Here is a 17,574-nt window from a genome sequence, read left to right on the forward strand (position 1 = left end):
AAAATGGAAATTGTTCATCCAGCTGCCCGCCGGCCCACCGGCGAAGAGCAGTTGCCGCAGCTGCCGTCGATTTATTCACTGACGCTTGACGAACTGAAAGAATGGCTTGTCTCTCACGGCGAAAAGCCGTTTCGTGCCACACAAATTTACGAATGGCTGTACGAAAAGCGCGTCACCGACTTTGCGGAGATGACGAACTTGCCCAAACGGCTGCGCGAACAGCTCGCCGCGTCGTTTTCCATCACCACATTGAAAACGATTGTGAAGCAGACATCAAAAGATGGGACGATCAAATTTTTGTTTGAACTGCATGACGGCTATTCGATCGAGACGGTGCTCATGCGCCATAACTACGGGAATTCCGTGTGCGTGACGACGCAAGTCGGGTGCCGCATCGGCTGTACGTTTTGCGCCTCGACGCTTGGCGGACTGAAACGCCATTTAGAGGCGGGCGAAATCGTCGCCCAAGTCGTGCAAGTGCAAAAGGCGCTCGATGAAACAGGCGAGCGCGTCAGCAGCATCGTCGTGATGGGCATCGGCGAGCCGTTTGACAACTATGACGCGCTGATGACGTTTTTGCGCATTGTCAATCATCCGAAAGGGCTGAACATCGGCGCTCGTCATATTACTGTCTCCACGAGCGGCATCATCCCGAAAATTTACCAATTTGCCGATGAAGGGATGCAAGTGAATTTCGCCGTCTCGCTGCACGCGCCGACGACTGAGCTGCGGACGAAGCTTATGCCGATCAATAAGGCGTATCCGCTGCCGAAGTTGATGGAGGCCATTCGGTATTACATTGAAAAAACCGGCCGGCGCGTGACGTTTGAGTACGGATTGTTCGGCGGGGTGAACGACCAGCTTGAGCATGCGGAGCAGCTGGCTGAGCTGATCAAAGGGCTGAAATGCCATGTGAACTTAATTCCGGTCAACTACGTGCCGGAGCGCAACTATGTGCGCACGCCGCGCAGTCAAATTTTCGCCTTTGAACGGGCGTTGAAAAAACATGGAATTAACGTGACCATTCGTCGCGAACACGGACATGACATCGATGCCGCCTGCGGACAGCTTCGCGCGAAGGAGCGAAAAGAAGAGACGAGGTGAATCGGATGCGAGCCGTTTTCCGAACCGATATCGGGCAAATTCGCGAACATAACGAAGACAGCGGCGGTGTGTTTGTCAATCAAAGCGGCCAATATTTAGCGGTCGTTGCCGACGGGATGGGCGGCCACCGAGCCGGCGATGTGGCCAGCTCGATGGCGGTGGCGTATTTGCAGGCGCAGTGGGAGGAAGCGCCCGGCCTTGCGTCGCCGGCCGAGGCCGAGCAATGGCTCAAGACGCAGATTGAGGCGGCCAACGCCCAGCTGTTTCGGCATGCGCTTTCGCATCCGGAATGTCAAGGCATGGGGACGACGATCGTCGGCGCGATTTGCGCCGACGCGTTTGTCACGATCGCCCATATCGGCGACAGCCGTTGCTATTTGTTGAATCAAAGCGGAATTCAGCAGCTGACGGATGACCATTCCCTTGTCAACGAGCTTGTCAAAAGCGGGCAAATTTCCAAGGAAGACGCCGAGCATCATCCGCGCAAAAACGTGCTCTTGCGGGCGCTTGGCACTGAGCCGATGGTGAAGCTGGACGTCAAAACGATTTCCATCGATGAGGGGGATTTGCTCCTTTTGTGCTCGGACGGTTTGTCCAACAAAGTGACCGAAGCCGACCTACTCCATACGTTGACAAGCGGCCGCACGCTCGAGGAAAAAGCGGAGGCGCTCATCCACCTAGCCAATGAGCGGGGCGGGGAAGACAACATTTCGCTGGCGGTCATCGATTTTTCAGCGGAACGTGAAGGCGGGTGATCATGGTGCTCATTGGAAAACGACTGAATGACCGCTATAAAATTATCAGCCTCATCGGCGGCGGCGGAATGGCTAACGTGTATTTAGCGCGCGACATCATTTTGGAGCGCGATGTCGCCGTCAAAGTGCTCCGGCTTGATTTTGCCAACGATGACCGGTTTATCAAGCGGTTTCGCCGCGAAGCGCAGGCGGCGACGAGCTTGAACCATGAGCATATCGTCTCCATTTATGACGTCGGCGAAGAAGAAGGCGTCTATTATATCGTCATGGAATATGTGCAGGGCTCGACGCTCAAGCAATACATTCAGCAGCACGCTCCGCTTCCGGTCGAACAGGCGCTTAGCATCATGGATCAGCTGACCTCGGCGATCGCCCACGCGCATGAGAACGGCATCATTCACCGCGATATTAAGCCGCAAAACATTTTGCTTGACGAGCACGGCCGTGTGAAAGTGACGGACTTTGGCATCGCTGTGGCCATGAGCGGAACAACGATTACACAGACGAACTCCGTGCTCGGTTCGGTCCATTATTTGTCGCCGGAGCAGGCGCGCGGCGGCATCGCCACGGAAAAGTCGGACATTTATTCGCTCGGGGTCGTCATGTTTGAGCTTCTCACCGGACGGCTCCCGTTTTCCGGCGAATCGGCCGTGTCCATCGTGCTGAAGCACTTGCAGGCAGAAACGCCGTCGCCGCGGGCGTGGAATCCGGAGATTCCCCAAAGCGTCGAGAATATCGTTTTAAAAGCGATGGCCAAAGATCCGTTTTATCGCTATCCATCGGCGCGGGAAATGAATGAAGATATCCGAACGGCGCTCGACCCAAGCCGGCGCAATGAGGCGAAATTTACGATTCCCGACGACGGCGAGGAAGCGACCAAAGCCGTTCCGATTATTAAGGATAAAGAGAGCGCCGCGTCCGCGCAGGAGACGTTTGCTGCTGAGAAAACCGCGCCGGAATCGGCCCAACAAGACGAGCAGCCAAAGCCGAACAGAAAACGGAAGTGGAAGTGGGCCGCTTGGCTGGCGGCGATTCTTTTGTTGCTTGGCGCCGCTGCTGTGAGCGCGCTCACGTGGATTCCAGACCTCGTTTTTCCAAAAGAAGTGACGATGCCGAACGTCGTCAACAAAGATTATGATGAAGCGGTTGAGCGGCTGTCGGCGCTCGGCCTCGAGATCAAAGATACGATTGATGTCGAAAGCGACACGATCGAAGAAGGGAAAGTGGTGCGCACGAGCCCGGAGGCCGGTATGACCGTCAAACAAGGGGCGGGTGTCACCATTTATAAAAGCTCCGGAAAAAAGAAAATCGAATTTCCGAGTTTTATTGGGGATGACATCGCTGCGGCCGAGGCCGAGCTGCGCGCCGAAGGGTTCTCTCGCATCACGCGCAACGGCCGCTACAGCGACAAGCCGGAAGGAACGATTTTGGATCAATACCCGTACGCCGGGGACAAAGTCGTACCGGATGAAACCGAAGTGATGTTTACCGTCAGCCTCGGACCGGAAAAAGTGGCGCTCAAAGATTTGACCGGCTATACGGAAAAGAGTGTGCGCGATTACGGCCAAGACCAAGGGCTGCGCATCGAAATCAAGTATGAGCATTCCGATGAGGTGCCCGAGGGGCTCGTTATATCGCAAACCCCAGCGGCGGGAGAGCGGTTGGAAAAAGGCGACACCGTCACGGTCGTCATTTCCCGCGGCCCGGAACCAAAACCGACGAAAACGGTGATCAAAGAGCTTACCATCCCGTACGAACCGACAGCAGAAGGGCAAACGGTGGAAGCGCAACTCTACATTCAAGATGCCAACCATAATATGACAACGCCATACAAAACGTACCGATTGACCAAACCGGTGACGGAGACGGTGGAGTTTCACATTCCTTATGGCGAGGCGGCTTACTATCGCGTGATTGTCAATCAGGTGGTGAAGGAGGAAGGATCGATTCCTTATCCAGAAGGCGATGAGAAAAAGAGGTGAGGCTATGGCGGAAGGACAAATCATGAAAGCATTAAGCGGATTTTACTACGTTTTGTCTGAAGGCCGCGTCTTTCAATGTCGGGGGCGCGGCGTGTTTCGCAAACAAAAGGTGACGCCGCTTGTCGGCGACCGCGTCATCTTTCAGGCAACGAGTGAAACGGAAGGCTATATTTTGGAGATTGCCGAGCGGCAAAATGAGCTTGTGCGGCCGCCGATCGCCAACGTCGAGCAAGCGATTTTGGTCTTTTCTGCTGTTCAACCGGATTTCAGCGCGAAGCTGCTCGACCGCTTTCTCGTCCTCGTTGAATCAAAGAACATTACGCCGATCATTGTCATTAGCAAAACGGACTTGCTCGATGGCGAGACGAAAGAGACGATCGCCCGTTACGTGCGCGACTATCGCTGCATTGGCTATGAGGTGATCGAAACGTCGGCGGTGACCAAGGGCGGTCTCGATGAACTGGCGGCGCGCCTTCGCGGCCGCGTCTCGGTCGTCGCCGGGCAGTCTGGCGTCGGCAAGTCATCGCTGCTGAACGCGCTTCGTCCGGATTTGCGTTTAAAAACCGGCGATATCTCGTCCCATTTGGGGCGCGGACGGCATACGACCCGCCATGTCGAGCTGCTTGAGGTGGCCGGCGGGCTTGTCGCTGACACGCCAGGGTTTAGCGCCTTGGAATTTGATCATCTGACGCTCGATGAGTTGCCGCACTATTTTCCGGAATTTCGGGTGTACGGTGCGGACTGCAAGTTCCGCGGCTGCCTCCATGTCGCCGAGCCGAAGTGCGCGGTGCGCGAGGCGGCGGCAGCCGGCGACATCGCCCCGTACCGCTATGACCATTATTTAAGTTTTATTTCAGAAATGAAAGAACGAAAGCCGAGGTATTGAACGATGATCCGAATTGCCCCATCGATTTTGTCGGCCGATTTTGCCCGCTTGGCGGAAGAAATCCGCTCCGTGGAGGAAGGCGGGGCCGACTGGATTCATGTTGACGTGATGGACGGACACTTTGTGCCGAACTTGACGATCGGTCCGCCGGTTGTGGCCGCCATTCGCCCCGTGACGAAGCTTCCGCTCGATGTCCATTTGATGATTGCCGAACCGGATCGCTATATTCCGGCGTTCGCCGACGCCGGCGCCGATCTCATTTCCGTCCATGTGGAGGCATGCCCGCATTTGCATCGGACGATTCAATTGATCAAAGAGCAAGGGGTCAAAGCCGGAGTGGTGATCAATCCGCATACGCCGGTCGAAATGATCCGCCATGTGATCGCTGAGGTCGACCTCGTCTTGTTGATGACCGTCAATCCGGGCTTTGGCGGACAGGCGTTTCTTCCAACGGTCGTGTCGAAAATTCGCGATGTTGCGCGCATGGCTCGGGAACAAAACAAGGCAGTGGATATCGAAGTGGACGGCGGCATTCGCGCGGAAACAGCGCCGCTTTGCGTTGAGGCGGGAGCCAATGTGCTCGTCGCCGGGTCGGCCATCTTCAACGCTTCCGATCGGGCGGCCGCCATTGGCGCGATTCGCGCCGCCTGTGCAAAATGAAACATGGCGCCGTGAAGCGACGTGTTCTTTTCCATCACCGTTGGTCCGATCGTTTTGATTTGGCGACCATCACCGTTTTTCCCGGCCCTCTTGGCGATGGCTGGCCAAGGGGCTAGGGATTGACTCGCGCAGCCGCTTCTCGGAATCGTTTCGCAAATAGAAAATTTGTTGCATCAGTCTCTATGCTCGCGCCTTCAATCGGTGATCAAGGCCAACAGCCGCTTTTCACCAGCCTTCAACAATTCGTTTTCCATGACGGTCGATCCGATTTTGTTCGCCATTAGCGTTTTTCACCAACCTTCAAGAATTCGTTTGGCTCAGGGAGGGGAGAATGATGCCGATTCATATTGTCGGCGGCGGCCCGCGCGAACTTCTTCCCGATTTGCGCGCTTATGATGGCAAGGAGGTGCAATGGGTCAGCGTCGACCGTGGCGCAGAAACGCTGCTCGAGCACGGATTGCGAATGGTGCGCGCGTTTGGCGATTTTGATTCGCTGTCGTCCGAAGCGCTCGTGCGGTTGCGCGAGATGCTGCCGGAACTGGACATTTGGCCGGCGGAGAAAGACAAAACCGATATGGAGATCGCCCTCGATTGGGCGGTCGAGCAAACCGCCGGGCCCATTCGGCTGTTCGGGGCGACCGGCGGGCGGCTTGATCATTTGTTCGGCAATGTCGAGCTGCTCGTCAAATACGCTGGCCGGCCGATTGAGCTAATCGACCGGCAAAACGTCATCACCGTTCACCGTCCCGGTGCGCATACCGTGCTGAAGGACGAGCGGCATCGTTACGTCTCGTACATCCCGGTTTCCGAGACGGTGGCCGGCCTTACGCTCGCCGGATTTAAATATCCGTTAACCAACAGTCATATTTCCCGCGGTTCGACATTATGCATTAGTAATGAACTTATCCAATCTTCCGGTACTTTTTCATTTTCTGAAGGCATATTAATGATGATAAGGAGCAGCGATTTTTCCGGCTGCCTGTAGTTGCGATTGGGTGGGCAGAGAATATACTGGATAAGGGAATGGCGGGAAGTTCGTGATGATTTGTGAGGAGGGAATCGGGATGAAGTTTTATACGATCAAGCTGCCAAAGTTTTTGGGCGGAATTGTGCGGGCGGTGTTGAACGCGTTTAAAAAAGGATAAGAAAAAAGCACCATTTTTTGGTGCTTTTTTTGTTGGAGTTAAACGCGTTTCACTTTTCCGGATTTCAAGGCGCGCGCCGAAACCCAAACGCGTTTCGGTTTGCCGTCAACGAGAATGCGCACTTTTTGCAGGTTGGCTTTCCACGTGCGGCGGCTGGCGTTCATGGCGTGCGAACGCGTGTTGCCGAACGACTTTTTCTTGCCGGTGACAAAGCATTTCGCCATTGGTTGTTCCCTCCTTGCTTTTGCATCGCTCTAAAGACACTTTTATAATGTACCACACAATGGCTGACATTGCAATAGACGAGGCCGTACTCTTTCAAGAAAATGTCCTTGACATGACATTTCGTTTTCGGCTAAATAATACTAGTGGGCGGCCGGGAAGCGCTTTGAAAACAGAGGGCGTTATAGTACAATAAAGGTAGCTGTGCGAGATACGCAAAGGGGGAACGAGCATGTCGATCGAATGGCAAACGAAATACGGGCGCATCGAAGTCGCCAATGAAGTGGTGGCGATGATCGCGGGGGGGGCAGCCGTCGATTGCTATGGCATTGTAGGAATGGCGTCGAAACATCAAATCCGCGATGGGCTTTCGGACATATTGCGCCGCGAAAACTTCGCCAAAGGCGTCATCGTTCGCGAAGAAAACGGCGAAGTGCATATCGATATGCACATCATCGTCAGCTACGGAACGAAAATTTCTGAAGTCGCCCACAACGTGCAATCGAAAGTCAAGTACACGCTTGATCAAACGCTTGGCTTGGCCGTTCAGTCGATCAATATTTATGTTCAAGGGGTTCGAGTGGCGAATCCATAGTTATCAGTAATAAGGAGGAATTAGCCGGTGACATTGAAGACGCTTGACGGAAGACGGTTTGCCGATATGGTAGAGCAAGGAGCCGCCCATTTGGCGAACAACGCCAAAGCGGTCGATGCGCTGAACGTCTTTCCGGTTCCAGATGGCGATACAGGAACAAACATGAACTTGTCGATGACGTCCGGAGCGAAGGAAGTAAAGGCGAACGTCTCCAACCATATCGGCAACGTCGCCGCAGCGCTGGCAAAAGGGCTATTGATGGGGGCGCGCGGCAATTCCGGCGTCATTTTGTCGCAGCTGTTCCGCGGGTTTGCCAAGGCGGTTGAAGGCAAGCAGCAAGTGAACAGCTTCGAATTTGCCGCCGCTTTGCAAGCCGGAGTGGACACGGCCTACAAGGCGGTGATGAAGCCGGTTGAGGGGACGATCCTCACCGTTGCCAAAGAAGCCGCCCGCAAAGCGGTCGATGTGGCGAAAAAAGAGCGCGACGTCGCCGCGGTGATGGAAGCGGCGCTCGCCGAGGCGAAAGCGGCGTTGAAACGCACGCCGGAGCTGCTGCCGATTTTGAAGGAAGTCGGCGTCGTCGACAGCGGCGGCCAAGGGCTGGTGTACATTTATGAAGGGTTTCTCGCCGCCTTGAAGGGGGAAACCATCCGGGCGGCGCGCGCCGAAGCGTCGATGGACGATTTGGTGAAAATCGCGCATCATCAAAGCGCACAAAGCCATATTCACACTGATGAGATCGAGTTCGGCTATTGCACGGAATTCATGATTCGGCTAGAACAGGACAAGCTGGCGCGGCAGCCGTTCTCGGAAGAAACGTTTCGCCGCGAGCTGAGCCGGTTTGGCGACTCGCTGCTCGTTGTCGCTGACGATGAGCTTGTCAAAGTGCACATCCATTCGGAGACGCCAGGCGAGGTGTTAACGTACGGTCAGCGCTACGGGAGCTTGATTCGCATTAAGATTGAAAACATGCGCGAGCAGCACGCCGACATCGTCGGCCGGGAGGCGAAAGCGCTCTCCGGCCCAGCAAAGGAGGCGAAGCCGTATGGCATCGTGGCCGTGGCGATGGGAGAAGGAGTGGCCGAGCTGTTTCAGAGCATCGGCGCACATGAAGTGATTGAAGGCGGCCAGACGATGAATCCGAGCACGGAAGAAATCGCCGAAGCCATCCGGCGCGCGAACGCCGAAACGGTGTTTGTGCTGCCGAACAACAAAAACATCGTGATGGCGGCAAGACAGGCCGCTGAGCTGTCTGAGCACCGGGTGATCGTCATCCCGGCGAAAACCGTTCCCCAAGGAATAGCGGCGCTGCTCGCGTTTCATCCCGAACAATCAGCCGAGCAAAACGAGCGGGCGATGACCGCTGCGCTCGCGAAGGTGAAAACCGGGCAAGTCACGTTTTCCGTCCGCGATACGACGATAGACGGCATACAGATTAAAAAAGGCGACTACATGGGGCTGTGGGATGACCGCATCATCGCCGCCGACAAAGACAAATTGGCCGTGACCGAGCGCCTCTTAGACGCGCTCATCGATGAGGAAAGCGAAATCGTCACGATTTTGTACGGCGAAGATGCGACCGAAGTGGAAGTGGAGACCGTCATCGCTTATTTGGAAAACGAACACGATGGGGTTGAGGTGGAAGTGCATAACGGAAAGCAGCCGCTGTATCCGTTTATCATTTCCGTTGAATAATATGTTAGAATGATAGAAGGGAGCTTTTTTCCCTTCTATTTTTTCGGTTTCATGGGGGAATGGCAGAGATGAAATATAAAAGCGTCTTTGACATCATTGGCCCGGTGATGGTCGGGCCGTCGAGTTCACATACGGCCGGCGCGGTGCGCATCGGCTTGGTCGCTTATAAGCTATTCGGCCGCAAACCGTCTTGGGCGCGCGTTTCGTTTTACGGATCGTTTGCCGAAACGTACCGCGGGCATGGCACTGATGTTGCCATTGTCGCCGGCTTGCTCGGGTTTGACACGTTCGATGAACGGCTGCCGGCGGCGCTGGACATCGCGCGCGCCGAGGGCTTGGACGTCTCGTTTTCGGCCGAAGAGGCGATTCCGCACCATCCGAATACGGCGCGCCTCTGTATCGGCGATGACCGCGGAGAGCTTGAATTGGTCGGCATTTCGATTGGCGGCGGAAAAATCGAGATCGTCGAGCTGAACGGGTTTGCCTTGAAACTATCCGGCCATCATCCGGCGCTTTTGATTATGCACAATGACCGGTATGGGACGATCGGCGCAGTCGCTTCCGTGCTCGCGAAGCATGCCATTAACATCGGGCATATGGAAGTGTCGCGCAAAGAAAAAGGAAAGGAAGCGCTCATGGCCATCGAAGTCGATCAGCCGCTGACCGATGATCTCATTCAAGAGCTGGAGCAGCTGCCGAACATTTTGCAGGTGGCAAAGCTGGCCGATTGAAGCGCACTCCATTTCACGCTGATGCTTGAAGCTCGCTTGGGGCGAACATCGGCAACGAATGAAAACGAAACCGATTTCATATCGACAGGGAAGCCAAACGGCAACAGAGATTAGCTGCGAAAGGGCAGGTGGGAATCCATGTTTCGCAATGTCGCTGAATTGGTGGCGCTGGCGGAAAATGAGCAGACGAAAATCGCTGAGGTAATGATCCGCCACGAAATCGAGGTGAGCGGGCGGAGCCGGGAAGACGTGATCGCGCAAATGGACCATCATTTGTCCGTTATGGAGCGCGCCGTGGAAAGAGGTTTGCAGGGGGTGTCGTCCCGCTCCGGATTGACTGGTTTTGATGCGGTGCGAATGCAACGCTATATTGAAGCCGGGCGGTTTTTGTCTGGAGAAACGATTTTGGACGCCGTCAGCAAAGCCATGGCAACGAACGAAGTGAACGCGGCGATGGGCGTCATTTGCGCCACGCCGACGGCGGGAGCGGCCGGCGTCGTCCCGGGAACGCTGTTTGCTGTGAAAGAAAAACTGCGGCCGACGCGCAAAGAAATGATCGAGTTTCTGTTTACGGCCGGAGCGTTCGGCTATGTTGTCGCCAATAACGCTTCGATTTCCGGCGCGGCGGGCGGCTGTCAGGCGGAGGTGGGCTCAGCGGCGGGCATGGCCGCTGCAGCGCTCGTTGAGCTGGCTGGTGGAACGCCGAGCCAAGCGGCGGAAGCGATGGCGATCGCGCTGAAAAACATGCTCGGCTTGGTTTGCGATCCGGTCGCCGGCCTTGTCGAGGTGCCGTGTGTAAAGCGGAACGCGATGGGGGCGGCGAATGCCATGATCGCCGCCGATATGGCGCTAGCCGGCATCAAAAGCCGCATTCCGTGCGATGAAGTGATCGAAGCGATGTATCGGATTGGCGCGGCCATGCCGGTGGCGCTCAAAGAGACAGCGCAAGGGGGGTTGGCCGCCACGCCGACCGGCCGTGCGATCGCGGCCCGTATTTTCGGCGCTTCCGCGGCGACAAAGTGAGCGAAGCAATGCAACAGCCGGTGACGGCGGTCAAAGGCATTGGCGAGGAAACGGCAGCGGCGCTCGCCGACATCGGCATTCGCACCGTCGGCGAGCTGCTCGCTTATGCCCCGTATCGATATGACGATTACGAGCAAAAAGATTTGGCCGCCGTCCGGCACGAGGAAAAGGTGACGGTAGAAGGAAAAGTGCATAGCGCGCCTGTGTTGACGTATTACGGGAAGAAGAAATCGCGCCTTTCCTTTCGGCTGCTGGCCGACCGCTATTTGATCACCGTCGTTTGCTTCAACCGCCCGTATTTGAAGGAAAAAATCACCCTCAACGAAACGGTGACCGTGATCGGAAAATGGGATCGGCACCGGCAGACGATCAATGCGTACGAACTCCGGTTCGGACCGGCGCCCGAGACGACGGGCATCGAGCCGGTTTATTCCGTGCGCAGTCCGCTGACGGTTAAAATGATGCGCCGGCTGATGAAAGCGGCGTTTGACCAATTCGGTTCGCACATTCCTGAACTGCTGCCGCCCGCGCTGCGCCGCGCCTACCGTCTCGTTGACAAGCAGGAAGCTCTTCGCGCCCTTCATTTTCCCCGTTCGCGCGAAGAGCTGCACCAGGCGCGGCGGCGGCTTGCCTACGAGGAGTTTTTGCTGTACCAGTTGAAAATGCAGGCGCTAAGGAAAATCATGCGCGACGAACGGCGCGGCGTCGCCCATTCGTATTCGGAAGAACAGCTCGCCTCGTTTCTTGCCGGATTGCCGTTTTCCCTTACGAACGCCCAGCGGCGGGTCATCGATGAAATTTTGGTCGATATGCGGGCGCCGCGGCAAATGAATCGGCTTTTGCAGGGCGATGTCGGGTCAGGCAAGACGGTCGTCGCCGCCGTTGCCTTGTATGCGGCTGCCTTATCGCGGTTTCAAGGAGCGCTGATGGTGCCGACGGAAATTTTGGCCGAACAGCATGCCCGTTCGCTCGCGGAGCTGTTTGCCGGCACCGATGTCACCTTGGCGCTGTTGACCAGCTCTGTGAAAGGAAAACGGCGCAAGGAAGTGCTAGCTGAACTCGAGGAAGGGACGATTGACATTGTCGTGGGCACGCACGCCTTAATCCAAGAAGGGGTGCAGTTTCACCGCCTCGGCCTTGTCATTACCGATGAGCAGCACCGTTTTGGTGTCGAACAGCGCCGCATTTTGCGCGAAAAAGGACATGCGCCGGACGTATTGATGATGACGGCAACGCCGATCCCGCGCACGCTCGCGATGACAGTATTTGGCGATATGGACGTATCGGTGCTGGACGAAATGCCGGCCGGGCGCAAAAAAGTCGAGACGTATTGGGTGAAGCATCATCAGTTCGCGCGCGTGCTCGATTTTATCGAAAAAGAATTGCGCCGCGGCCATCAGGCGTATGTCATTTGCCCGCTCATCGAAGAATCAGAAAAACTCGATGTGCAAAACGCCATCGACGTTCACAGCCAGCTCGTCCATTACTATCGCGGAAAATACGAAGTCGGGCTCATGCACGGCCGGCTGTCTCCGGAAGAAAAAGAGGCGGTCATGCGCGCGTTCAGCGAAAACCGCATTCATGTGCTCGTTTCCACGACGGTGGTGGAAGTCGGAGTCAATGTGCCAAACGCGACGGTGATGGTCATTTATGACGCCGAACGGTTCGGATTGGCCCAGCTTCACCAGCTGCGCGGCCGGGTCGGCCGCGGCGACGCGCAGTCGTACTGCATTTTAATCGCCGATCCGAAGTCCGAAATCGGCAAAGAACGGATGCGGATCATGACGGAAACGACGGACGGGTTTGTGCTCGCGGAAAAAGATTTGGAGCTGCGCGGGCCGGGCGATGTGTTCGGCACGAAGCAAAGCGGTCTGCCGGAATTCCGCTATGGCGACCCGGTGCACGATTATCGCATTTTCGAAGTCGCTCACCGCGATGCCGCCAAACTGATCGCCTCGCCGGCGTTTTGGCGCGGCGAGGCGTATGCGGGGTTGCGAGCGGAATTGGAGGCGTCCGGCGCGCTCGGCGGGGAAAAATGGGACTGAGGCGACGGAGCGGGAGCTGCCGGTGTCGTCGCGGTCCACTTTTTTTGCTTGCATTCCGGTTGTTGATATTATATATTACTTTTAGTACCTAGTCATAAATCCGGGCGGTGTAACGAGCGATGAGAAAAAGCAAACGCGAACGGCAACGGCTGCTGCAGGAGACGATCCGCGAAAATCCGTTTGTGACCGATGAGGAGCTGGCGGAGAAGTTTTCTGTCAGCGTGCAGACGATCCGCCTTGACCGGCTTGAGCTCTCGATTCCCGAGCTGCGCGAGCGGATTAAACACGTCGCCCGCCAGTCGTTCGCTGATAAAGTGCGGGCGCTGCCGCTTGAGGAAGTGATCGGCGACATCATTGACATCGAACCGGATGCGAGCGCGATTTCCATTTTTGATGTCAAAGAGGAGCACGTGTTTCGGCGCACCCGCATCGCCCGCGGCCACCATTTGTTCGCTCAAGCGAATTCGCTCGCGGTTGCCGTCATCCACGATGAATTGGCGCTGACGGCAAAAGCGACGATCCGCTTTGTGCGGCAAGTGAAAGAAGGCGAGCGGGTCGTAGCGAAGGCGAAAGTGACCGGAAAAACGGAAAGCGGGCGCACGGTCGTTGACGTAAACAGCTATGTCGGCCAAGAGCTCGTGTTTTCCGGAACGTTCGAAATGTATCGTTCAAACATGGAAAAAAAGGATGGCGACAGCAATGAACATCGCGATTGATGCTATGGGGGGAGATCACGCCCCGCATGAAATCGTGCTTGGCGCGGCAAGGGCCGCCGCGCACTTTCCCGACATTCGCATCACGTTGATCGGCGATGAAGCGAAAATTCGCCCGCATTTGCCGAGCGAGGAGCGCATCGCGGTCATTCACACCGATGAAGTGATCGAGGCGGCCGATGAGCCGGTGCGGGCGGTGCGGCGCAAAAAACGTTCGTCGCTTGTGCGCATGGCCGAGGAAGTGAAAGAAGGGCGCGCGGACGCCGGCATTTCCGCCGGCAACACCGGGGCGCTCATGGCCGCCGGGTTGTTTGTCGTTGGGCGAGCGGCCGGCATCGACCGACCGGCGCTCGCGCCGACGCTGCCGACGGTGGACGGAAAAGGGTTTGTCTTTTTAGATGTCGGCGCCAACGTGGACGCCCGCCCGGAACATTTGCAGCAATATGCGCTGATGGGGCATGTGTACGCCAAGCAAGTGCGGGGGATCGCGAACCCGCGCATCGGTTTGCTCAATGTCGGCACCGAAGACCAAAAAGGGAATGAAACGATGAAGCGGGCGTTTGCTTTGCTGAAAGAAACCGATCTTCACTTTATCGGCAACGTCGAAGCGCGCGATTTGCTGCAAGGGGCGGCTGATGTCGTTGTCGCTGACGGTTTTTCCGGCAATGTCGCTTTAAAAACGATCGAAGGAACAGCGATGGCGCTGTTTTCCTTGCTCAAGCAGGCGCTGACAAGCAGCGTGGCGGCCAAGCTCGCCGCTGCCGCCCTCAAACCGAAGCTTGCTGGGCTGAAAAAGATGATGGACTACTCCGAATACGGCGGGGCAGCGCTGTTTGGCCTGAACGCCCCTCTCATTAAAGCGCACGGTTCGTCCGATGCGAACGCTATTTTCCACGCGGTCCGCCAAGCGCGTGACATGGTGGCCCATGATGTGATCGGCACCATCAAAGCGGAGCTGGAGCGGGCTGCATTGATCAAGGAGGGATAACGATGGGGAAGATCGCCTTTTTGTTTCCTGGACAAGGGTCACAGGTCGTCGGCATGGCCAAAGATGCCGCCGACCATGACGCCCGCGCCCGCGCGGTCATTGAAGCGGCCGACGAGCGGCTCGGGTTTCCGCTTTCCGCGCTCATGTTCAACGGGCCGCAAGAGGAGTTGACGCTCACGTACAACGCCCAGCCGGCGCTTTTGACCGCGAGCATCGCCTTGCTCGAACTCGTCAAAGCGGCCGGGCTGAGCGCCGATTATGTCGTCGGACATAGCTTGGGCGAATATACGGCGCTCGTTGCCGCCGCGGCGATGTCATTCGCCGATGCGGTCTATGCCGTTCGCCGCCGCGGCGAATTGATGAATGAGGCGGTGCCGGCCGGCGAAGGGACGATGGCGGCCGTTTTGGGAATGGATGCCGCGGCGCTCGAGGCGGTGACGAGCGAAATCACCGCCCAAGGCGATCCGGTCGCGCCGGCGAACTTCAATTGCCCGGGGCAAATCGTCATCTCCGGTTCGAAAGCCGGGGTGGAAAAAGCGGGGCAGCTGGCAAAAGAGCGCGGCGCCAAGCGCGTCATTCCGCTTGAGGTGAGCGGGCCGTTCCATTCTGTGCTCATGAAGCCGGCGGCCGAACAGCTGAACGCCGTCTTGGCGGGCTTAACCATTCGCGACGCTGCCATTCCGGTCATTGCCAACGTGACGGCCGAGCCGGTGACGAAGAAAGAAGACATCGCCGATCTGCTCGTGCGCCAACTCTATTCACCGGTGCGCTGGGAGCAGTCGGTGCGCACGCTGTTGGCGCTTGGGGTCGACACGTTTGTGGAAATCGGCCCAGGGAACGTGTTGTCCGGCCTCGTGAAAAAAATCGACCGCAACGTCCGCGTTTATGCGGTGAACGATCTCGCTTCCCTAGAAGCGGCTGTTGCGGCGCTGAAAGGAGAATAACGATGCTCGAAGGAAAAATCGCCCTCGTCACCGGAGCGTCGCGCGGCATCGGTCGAGCTGTCGCGCTGGAGCTCGCCCGCCAAGGGGCGAACGTCATCGTCAACTATGCCGGCAGTGAAGCAAAGGCGAACGAAGTGGTCGAAACGATTCGCTCACTTGGCCGCGAGGCGTTCGCCGTGCAGGCGGACGTCGCTTCGGCCGCCGATGTGGAACGCATGGTCAAAGCGGCGCTCGACTCATTCGGCCGCCTCGACATTTTGGTGAACAACGCCGGCATTACGCGCGACAACTTATTGATGCGGATGAAGGAAGAAGAATGGGATGCCGTGATTAACACGAACTTAAAAGGGGTATTTCTTTGTACGAAGGCGGTCGCGCGGCCGATGATGAAGCAGCGCTACGGACGGATCGTCAACATCGCGTCGGTCGTCGGCGTGATCGGCAACCCGGGGCAGGCGAATTACGTTGCCGCCAAAGCCGGCGTCATCGGGCTGACGAAGACGGCGGCGCGCGAACTCGCCAGCCGCCACATTACGGTCAACGCCGTTGCGCCGGGGTTCATCACGACCGATATGACGGAAGCGCTCAGCGCGGAGCAAAAAGAAACCATGCGAAACCAAATTCCGCTCGCCCGCTTTGGCGAGCCGGATGACGTCGCCCGCGTTGTCGCGTTTCTCGCCTCGGATGCGGCCGGCTATATGACCGGCCAGACGCTTCACGTCGATGGCGGCATGGTCATGCCGTAATCGGCACGGACCGGAAAACGCCGGTGGAAAACGCGGGCCGTCCGCTCGGGAACGAACGGCCACAGCGGGCCCGCGTTCGGGCATGGATGGGGGAAGGCGCGCTTGGCTGCCGCATTCCGCCATCAGCCCTCTAGTATTTTTACGGCCAATCGACTATAATCATGAAGGGAGGTGAAGGCGAATGGCAGACGTACTCGAACGGGTAACGAAAATTATTGTCGACCGCTTGGGCGTGGACGAATCGCAAGTGACGCTTGAGGCATCGTTCAAAGATGACTTGGGCGCCGACTCGCTGGATATCGTCGAATTGGTCATGGAGCTGGAAGACGAGTTCAACATGGAAATTTCCGATGAGGAAGCGGAAAAAATCGTCACAGTCGGAGATGCTGTGAACTACATAAAAAGCCGTTTGTAATGCTGCTTTTTGCAAAGTCCCGTTGCTCCGAACGGGGCTTTCTCTGCTTTTTCGGGAACATCGGGCGGGCGGCCCGCTCGCGTAGCAGGCCGGTGAACGGATATAATAAAAGGGAGATACGGCCAGTTTTGGTTGGAACGAAGTCGGAGGGCAGTTGTATGTCAAAACAAAAAGAGCGCATCCATGAAAAAAGGCGGGCGAAGTTTCAAGAGCTGCAACAAAAAATCGGCATCACGTTTCAAAACGAAAAACTGCTGATTCAAGCGTTCACCCATTCATCGTATGTGAATGAGCATCGGCGGCGGTTCCATGAGGACAACGAACGGCTCGAGTTTTTGGGCGATGCGGTGCTCGAATTGACCGTTTCGCAATATTTGTTTCAAAAGTTTCCCCATATGAGTGAAGGGCAGCTAACGAAACTGAGGGCCGCCGTTGTGTGCGAGCCGTCGTTAGTCAAATTCGCCAATGCTTTGTCGTTCGGCGAGCTCGTTTTGCTTGGCAAAGGGGAAGAGCTGACCGGCGGGCGGACGCGTCCGGCGCTGCTCGCTGACGTGTTTGAGGCGTTTATCGGCGCTCTGTATTTGGACCAAGGAATGGACGCCGTCATTCGCTTTTTGGAACAAACGATGTTCCCGAAAATCGATGAAGGTGCTTTTTCTCATGTGATGGATTTTAAAAGCCAGCTGCAAGAACTCGTGCAGCGCGATGGCAGCGGAACGCTTGAATACGCTATTTTGGAAGAAAAGGGGCCGGCTCACAATCGAGAGTTTGTCGCTAGGGTCGCGTTAAACGGCCAAGAGCTCGGGGTTGGCGTCGGCCGCTCGAAAAAAGAAGCCGAGCAGCATGCGGCGCAAATGGCGCTTGAGGCGCTGCGGGCCGCCGACAGGCAGTGAAAGGCTGGCGATGTTCCGTCAGTCTTTTTTTC

The 17,574-nt window shown here is 56.8% G+C and carries 19 protein-coding genes; 18 read left to right on the forward strand and 1 reads right to left on the reverse strand.

Annotated elements, in window-relative coordinates; genetic code table 11:
• Positions 1-3: 3 nt before the first annotated feature.
• The 7 genes from rlmN (at position 4) to spoVM (ending at position 6,532) form a co-directional block, all read left to right on the forward strand.
• On the forward strand, positions 4-1,104 hold the full coding sequence (gene rlmN, locus B4113_RS17255) for a 23S rRNA (adenine(2503)-C(2))-methyltransferase RlmN (RefSeq protein ID WP_033022904.1): 1,101 nt from the start codon (positions 4-6) through the stop codon (positions 1,102-1,104).
• Positions 1,105-1,109: 5 nt separating this feature from the next.
• Positions 1,110-1,859 (forward strand): Stp1/IreP family PP2C-type Ser/Thr phosphatase, encoded by a 750-nt coding sequence (locus B4113_RS17260; protein ID WP_061912706.1) that lies wholly within the window; start codon positions 1,110-1,112, stop codon positions 1,857-1,859.
• A 5-nt stretch (positions 1,860-1,864) separates the two neighbouring features.
• A complete protein-coding gene (gene pknB / locus B4113_RS17265) occupies positions 1,865-3,841 on the forward strand; it encodes a Stk1 family PASTA domain-containing Ser/Thr kinase (RefSeq protein ID WP_033023249.1) in 1,977 nt (658 codons plus the stop codon).
• 4 nt (positions 3,842-3,845) lie between these two features.
• The gene (rsgA, locus tag B4113_RS17270; protein WP_033022911.1) at positions 3,846-4,727 is read left to right on the forward strand and encodes a ribosome small subunit-dependent GTPase A; all 882 of its coding nucleotides are present in this window, start codon (positions 3,846-3,848) and stop codon (positions 4,725-4,727) included.
• A gap of 3 nt (positions 4,728-4,730) precedes the next feature.
• Positions 4,731-5,387, forward strand: a complete 657-nt coding sequence (rpe, locus tag B4113_RS17275) for a ribulose-phosphate 3-epimerase (RefSeq protein ID WP_033022912.1) — start codon at positions 4,731-4,733, stop codon at positions 5,385-5,387.
• A gap of 334 nt (positions 5,388-5,721) precedes the next feature.
• A complete protein-coding gene (locus B4113_RS17280) occupies positions 5,722-6,372 on the forward strand; it encodes a thiamine diphosphokinase (RefSeq protein WP_033022913.1) in 651 nt (216 codons plus the stop codon).
• Positions 6,373-6,451: 79 nt separating this feature from the next.
• Complete coding sequence (gene spoVM, locus B4113_RS17285; RefSeq protein WP_033011182.1) at positions 6,452-6,532, forward strand: stage V sporulation protein SpoVM; 81 nt, start codon at positions 6,452-6,454, stop codon at positions 6,530-6,532.
• Positions 6,533-6,570: 38 nt separating this feature from the next.
• On the opposite strand, the gene rpmB is transcribed toward spoVM, so the two are convergent.
• On the reverse strand, positions 6,571-6,756 hold the full coding sequence (rpmB, locus tag B4113_RS17290) for a 50S ribosomal protein L28 (protein WP_033022914.1): 186 nt from the start codon (positions 6,754-6,756) through the stop codon (positions 6,571-6,573).
• A 230-nt stretch (positions 6,757-6,986) separates the two neighbouring features.
• Here rpmB and B4113_RS17295 point away from each other — a divergent pair, with 230 nt between their 5' ends.
• From B4113_RS17295 to rnc, 11 genes are all read left to right on the forward strand, one after another.
• Complete coding sequence (locus B4113_RS17295) at positions 6,987-7,349, forward strand: Asp23/Gls24 family envelope stress response protein (RefSeq protein WP_033022916.1); 363 nt, start codon at positions 6,987-6,989, stop codon at positions 7,347-7,349.
• Positions 7,350-7,376: 27 nt separating this feature from the next.
• Entirely contained in the window at positions 7,377-9,044 is a 1,668-nt protein-coding gene (locus tag B4113_RS17300) for a DAK2 domain-containing protein (protein ID WP_033022923.1), read from the forward strand.
• Between the two features lie 68 nt (positions 9,045-9,112).
• Positions 9,113-9,775, forward strand: coding sequence for an L-serine ammonia-lyase, iron-sulfur-dependent subunit beta (gene sdaAB, locus B4113_RS17305; protein ID WP_033022925.1), 663 nt, complete (start codon positions 9,113-9,115; stop codon positions 9,773-9,775).
• A 138-nt stretch (positions 9,776-9,913) separates the two neighbouring features.
• A complete protein-coding gene (gene sdaAA / locus B4113_RS17310; RefSeq protein WP_033022926.1) occupies positions 9,914-10,798 on the forward strand; it encodes an L-serine ammonia-lyase, iron-sulfur-dependent, subunit alpha in 885 nt (294 codons plus the stop codon).
• Entirely contained in the window at positions 10,795-12,843 is a 2,049-nt protein-coding gene (gene recG, locus B4113_RS17315) for an ATP-dependent DNA helicase RecG (protein WP_033022929.1), read from the forward strand. The genes sdaAA and recG overlap by 4 nt, the downstream gene beginning before the upstream one ends.
• A gap of 119 nt (positions 12,844-12,962) precedes the next feature.
• Positions 12,963-13,559 (forward strand): transcription factor FapR, encoded by a 597-nt coding sequence (gene fapR, locus B4113_RS17320; RefSeq protein WP_033022932.1) that lies wholly within the window; start codon positions 12,963-12,965, stop codon positions 13,557-13,559.
• Entirely contained in the window at positions 13,543-14,544 is a 1,002-nt protein-coding gene (gene plsX, locus B4113_RS17325) for a phosphate acyltransferase PlsX (protein ID WP_033022933.1), read from the forward strand. The genes fapR and plsX overlap by 17 nt, the downstream gene beginning before the upstream one ends.
• A gap of 2 nt (positions 14,545-14,546) precedes the next feature.
• Entirely contained in the window at positions 14,547-15,488 is a 942-nt protein-coding gene (gene fabD / locus B4113_RS17330; RefSeq protein ID WP_061912707.1) for an ACP S-malonyltransferase, read from the forward strand.
• A 2-nt stretch (positions 15,489-15,490) separates the two neighbouring features.
• Entirely contained in the window at positions 15,491-16,234 is a 744-nt protein-coding gene (fabG, locus tag B4113_RS17335) for a 3-oxoacyl-[acyl-carrier-protein] reductase (protein ID WP_033022939.1), read from the forward strand.
• A 181-nt stretch (positions 16,235-16,415) separates the two neighbouring features.
• Positions 16,416-16,649 carry an acyl carrier protein gene (locus B4113_RS17340; RefSeq protein ID WP_011230691.1) on the forward strand — a complete coding sequence of 78 codons (234 nt, stop codon included), beginning with the start codon at positions 16,416-16,418 and terminating at the stop codon, positions 16,647-16,649.
• A 158-nt stretch (positions 16,650-16,807) separates the two neighbouring features.
• Complete coding sequence (rnc, locus tag B4113_RS17345; RefSeq protein WP_033022942.1) at positions 16,808-17,542, forward strand: ribonuclease III; 735 nt, start codon at positions 16,808-16,810, stop codon at positions 17,540-17,542.
• The last annotated feature ends 32 nt before the right edge of the window (positions 17,543-17,574 follow it).

The sequence above is a fragment of the Geobacillus sp. B4113_201601 genome (assembly GCF_001587475.1).
Taxonomy (GTDB): Bacteria; Bacillota; Bacilli; order Bacillales; family Anoxybacillaceae; genus Geobacillus; species Geobacillus icigianus.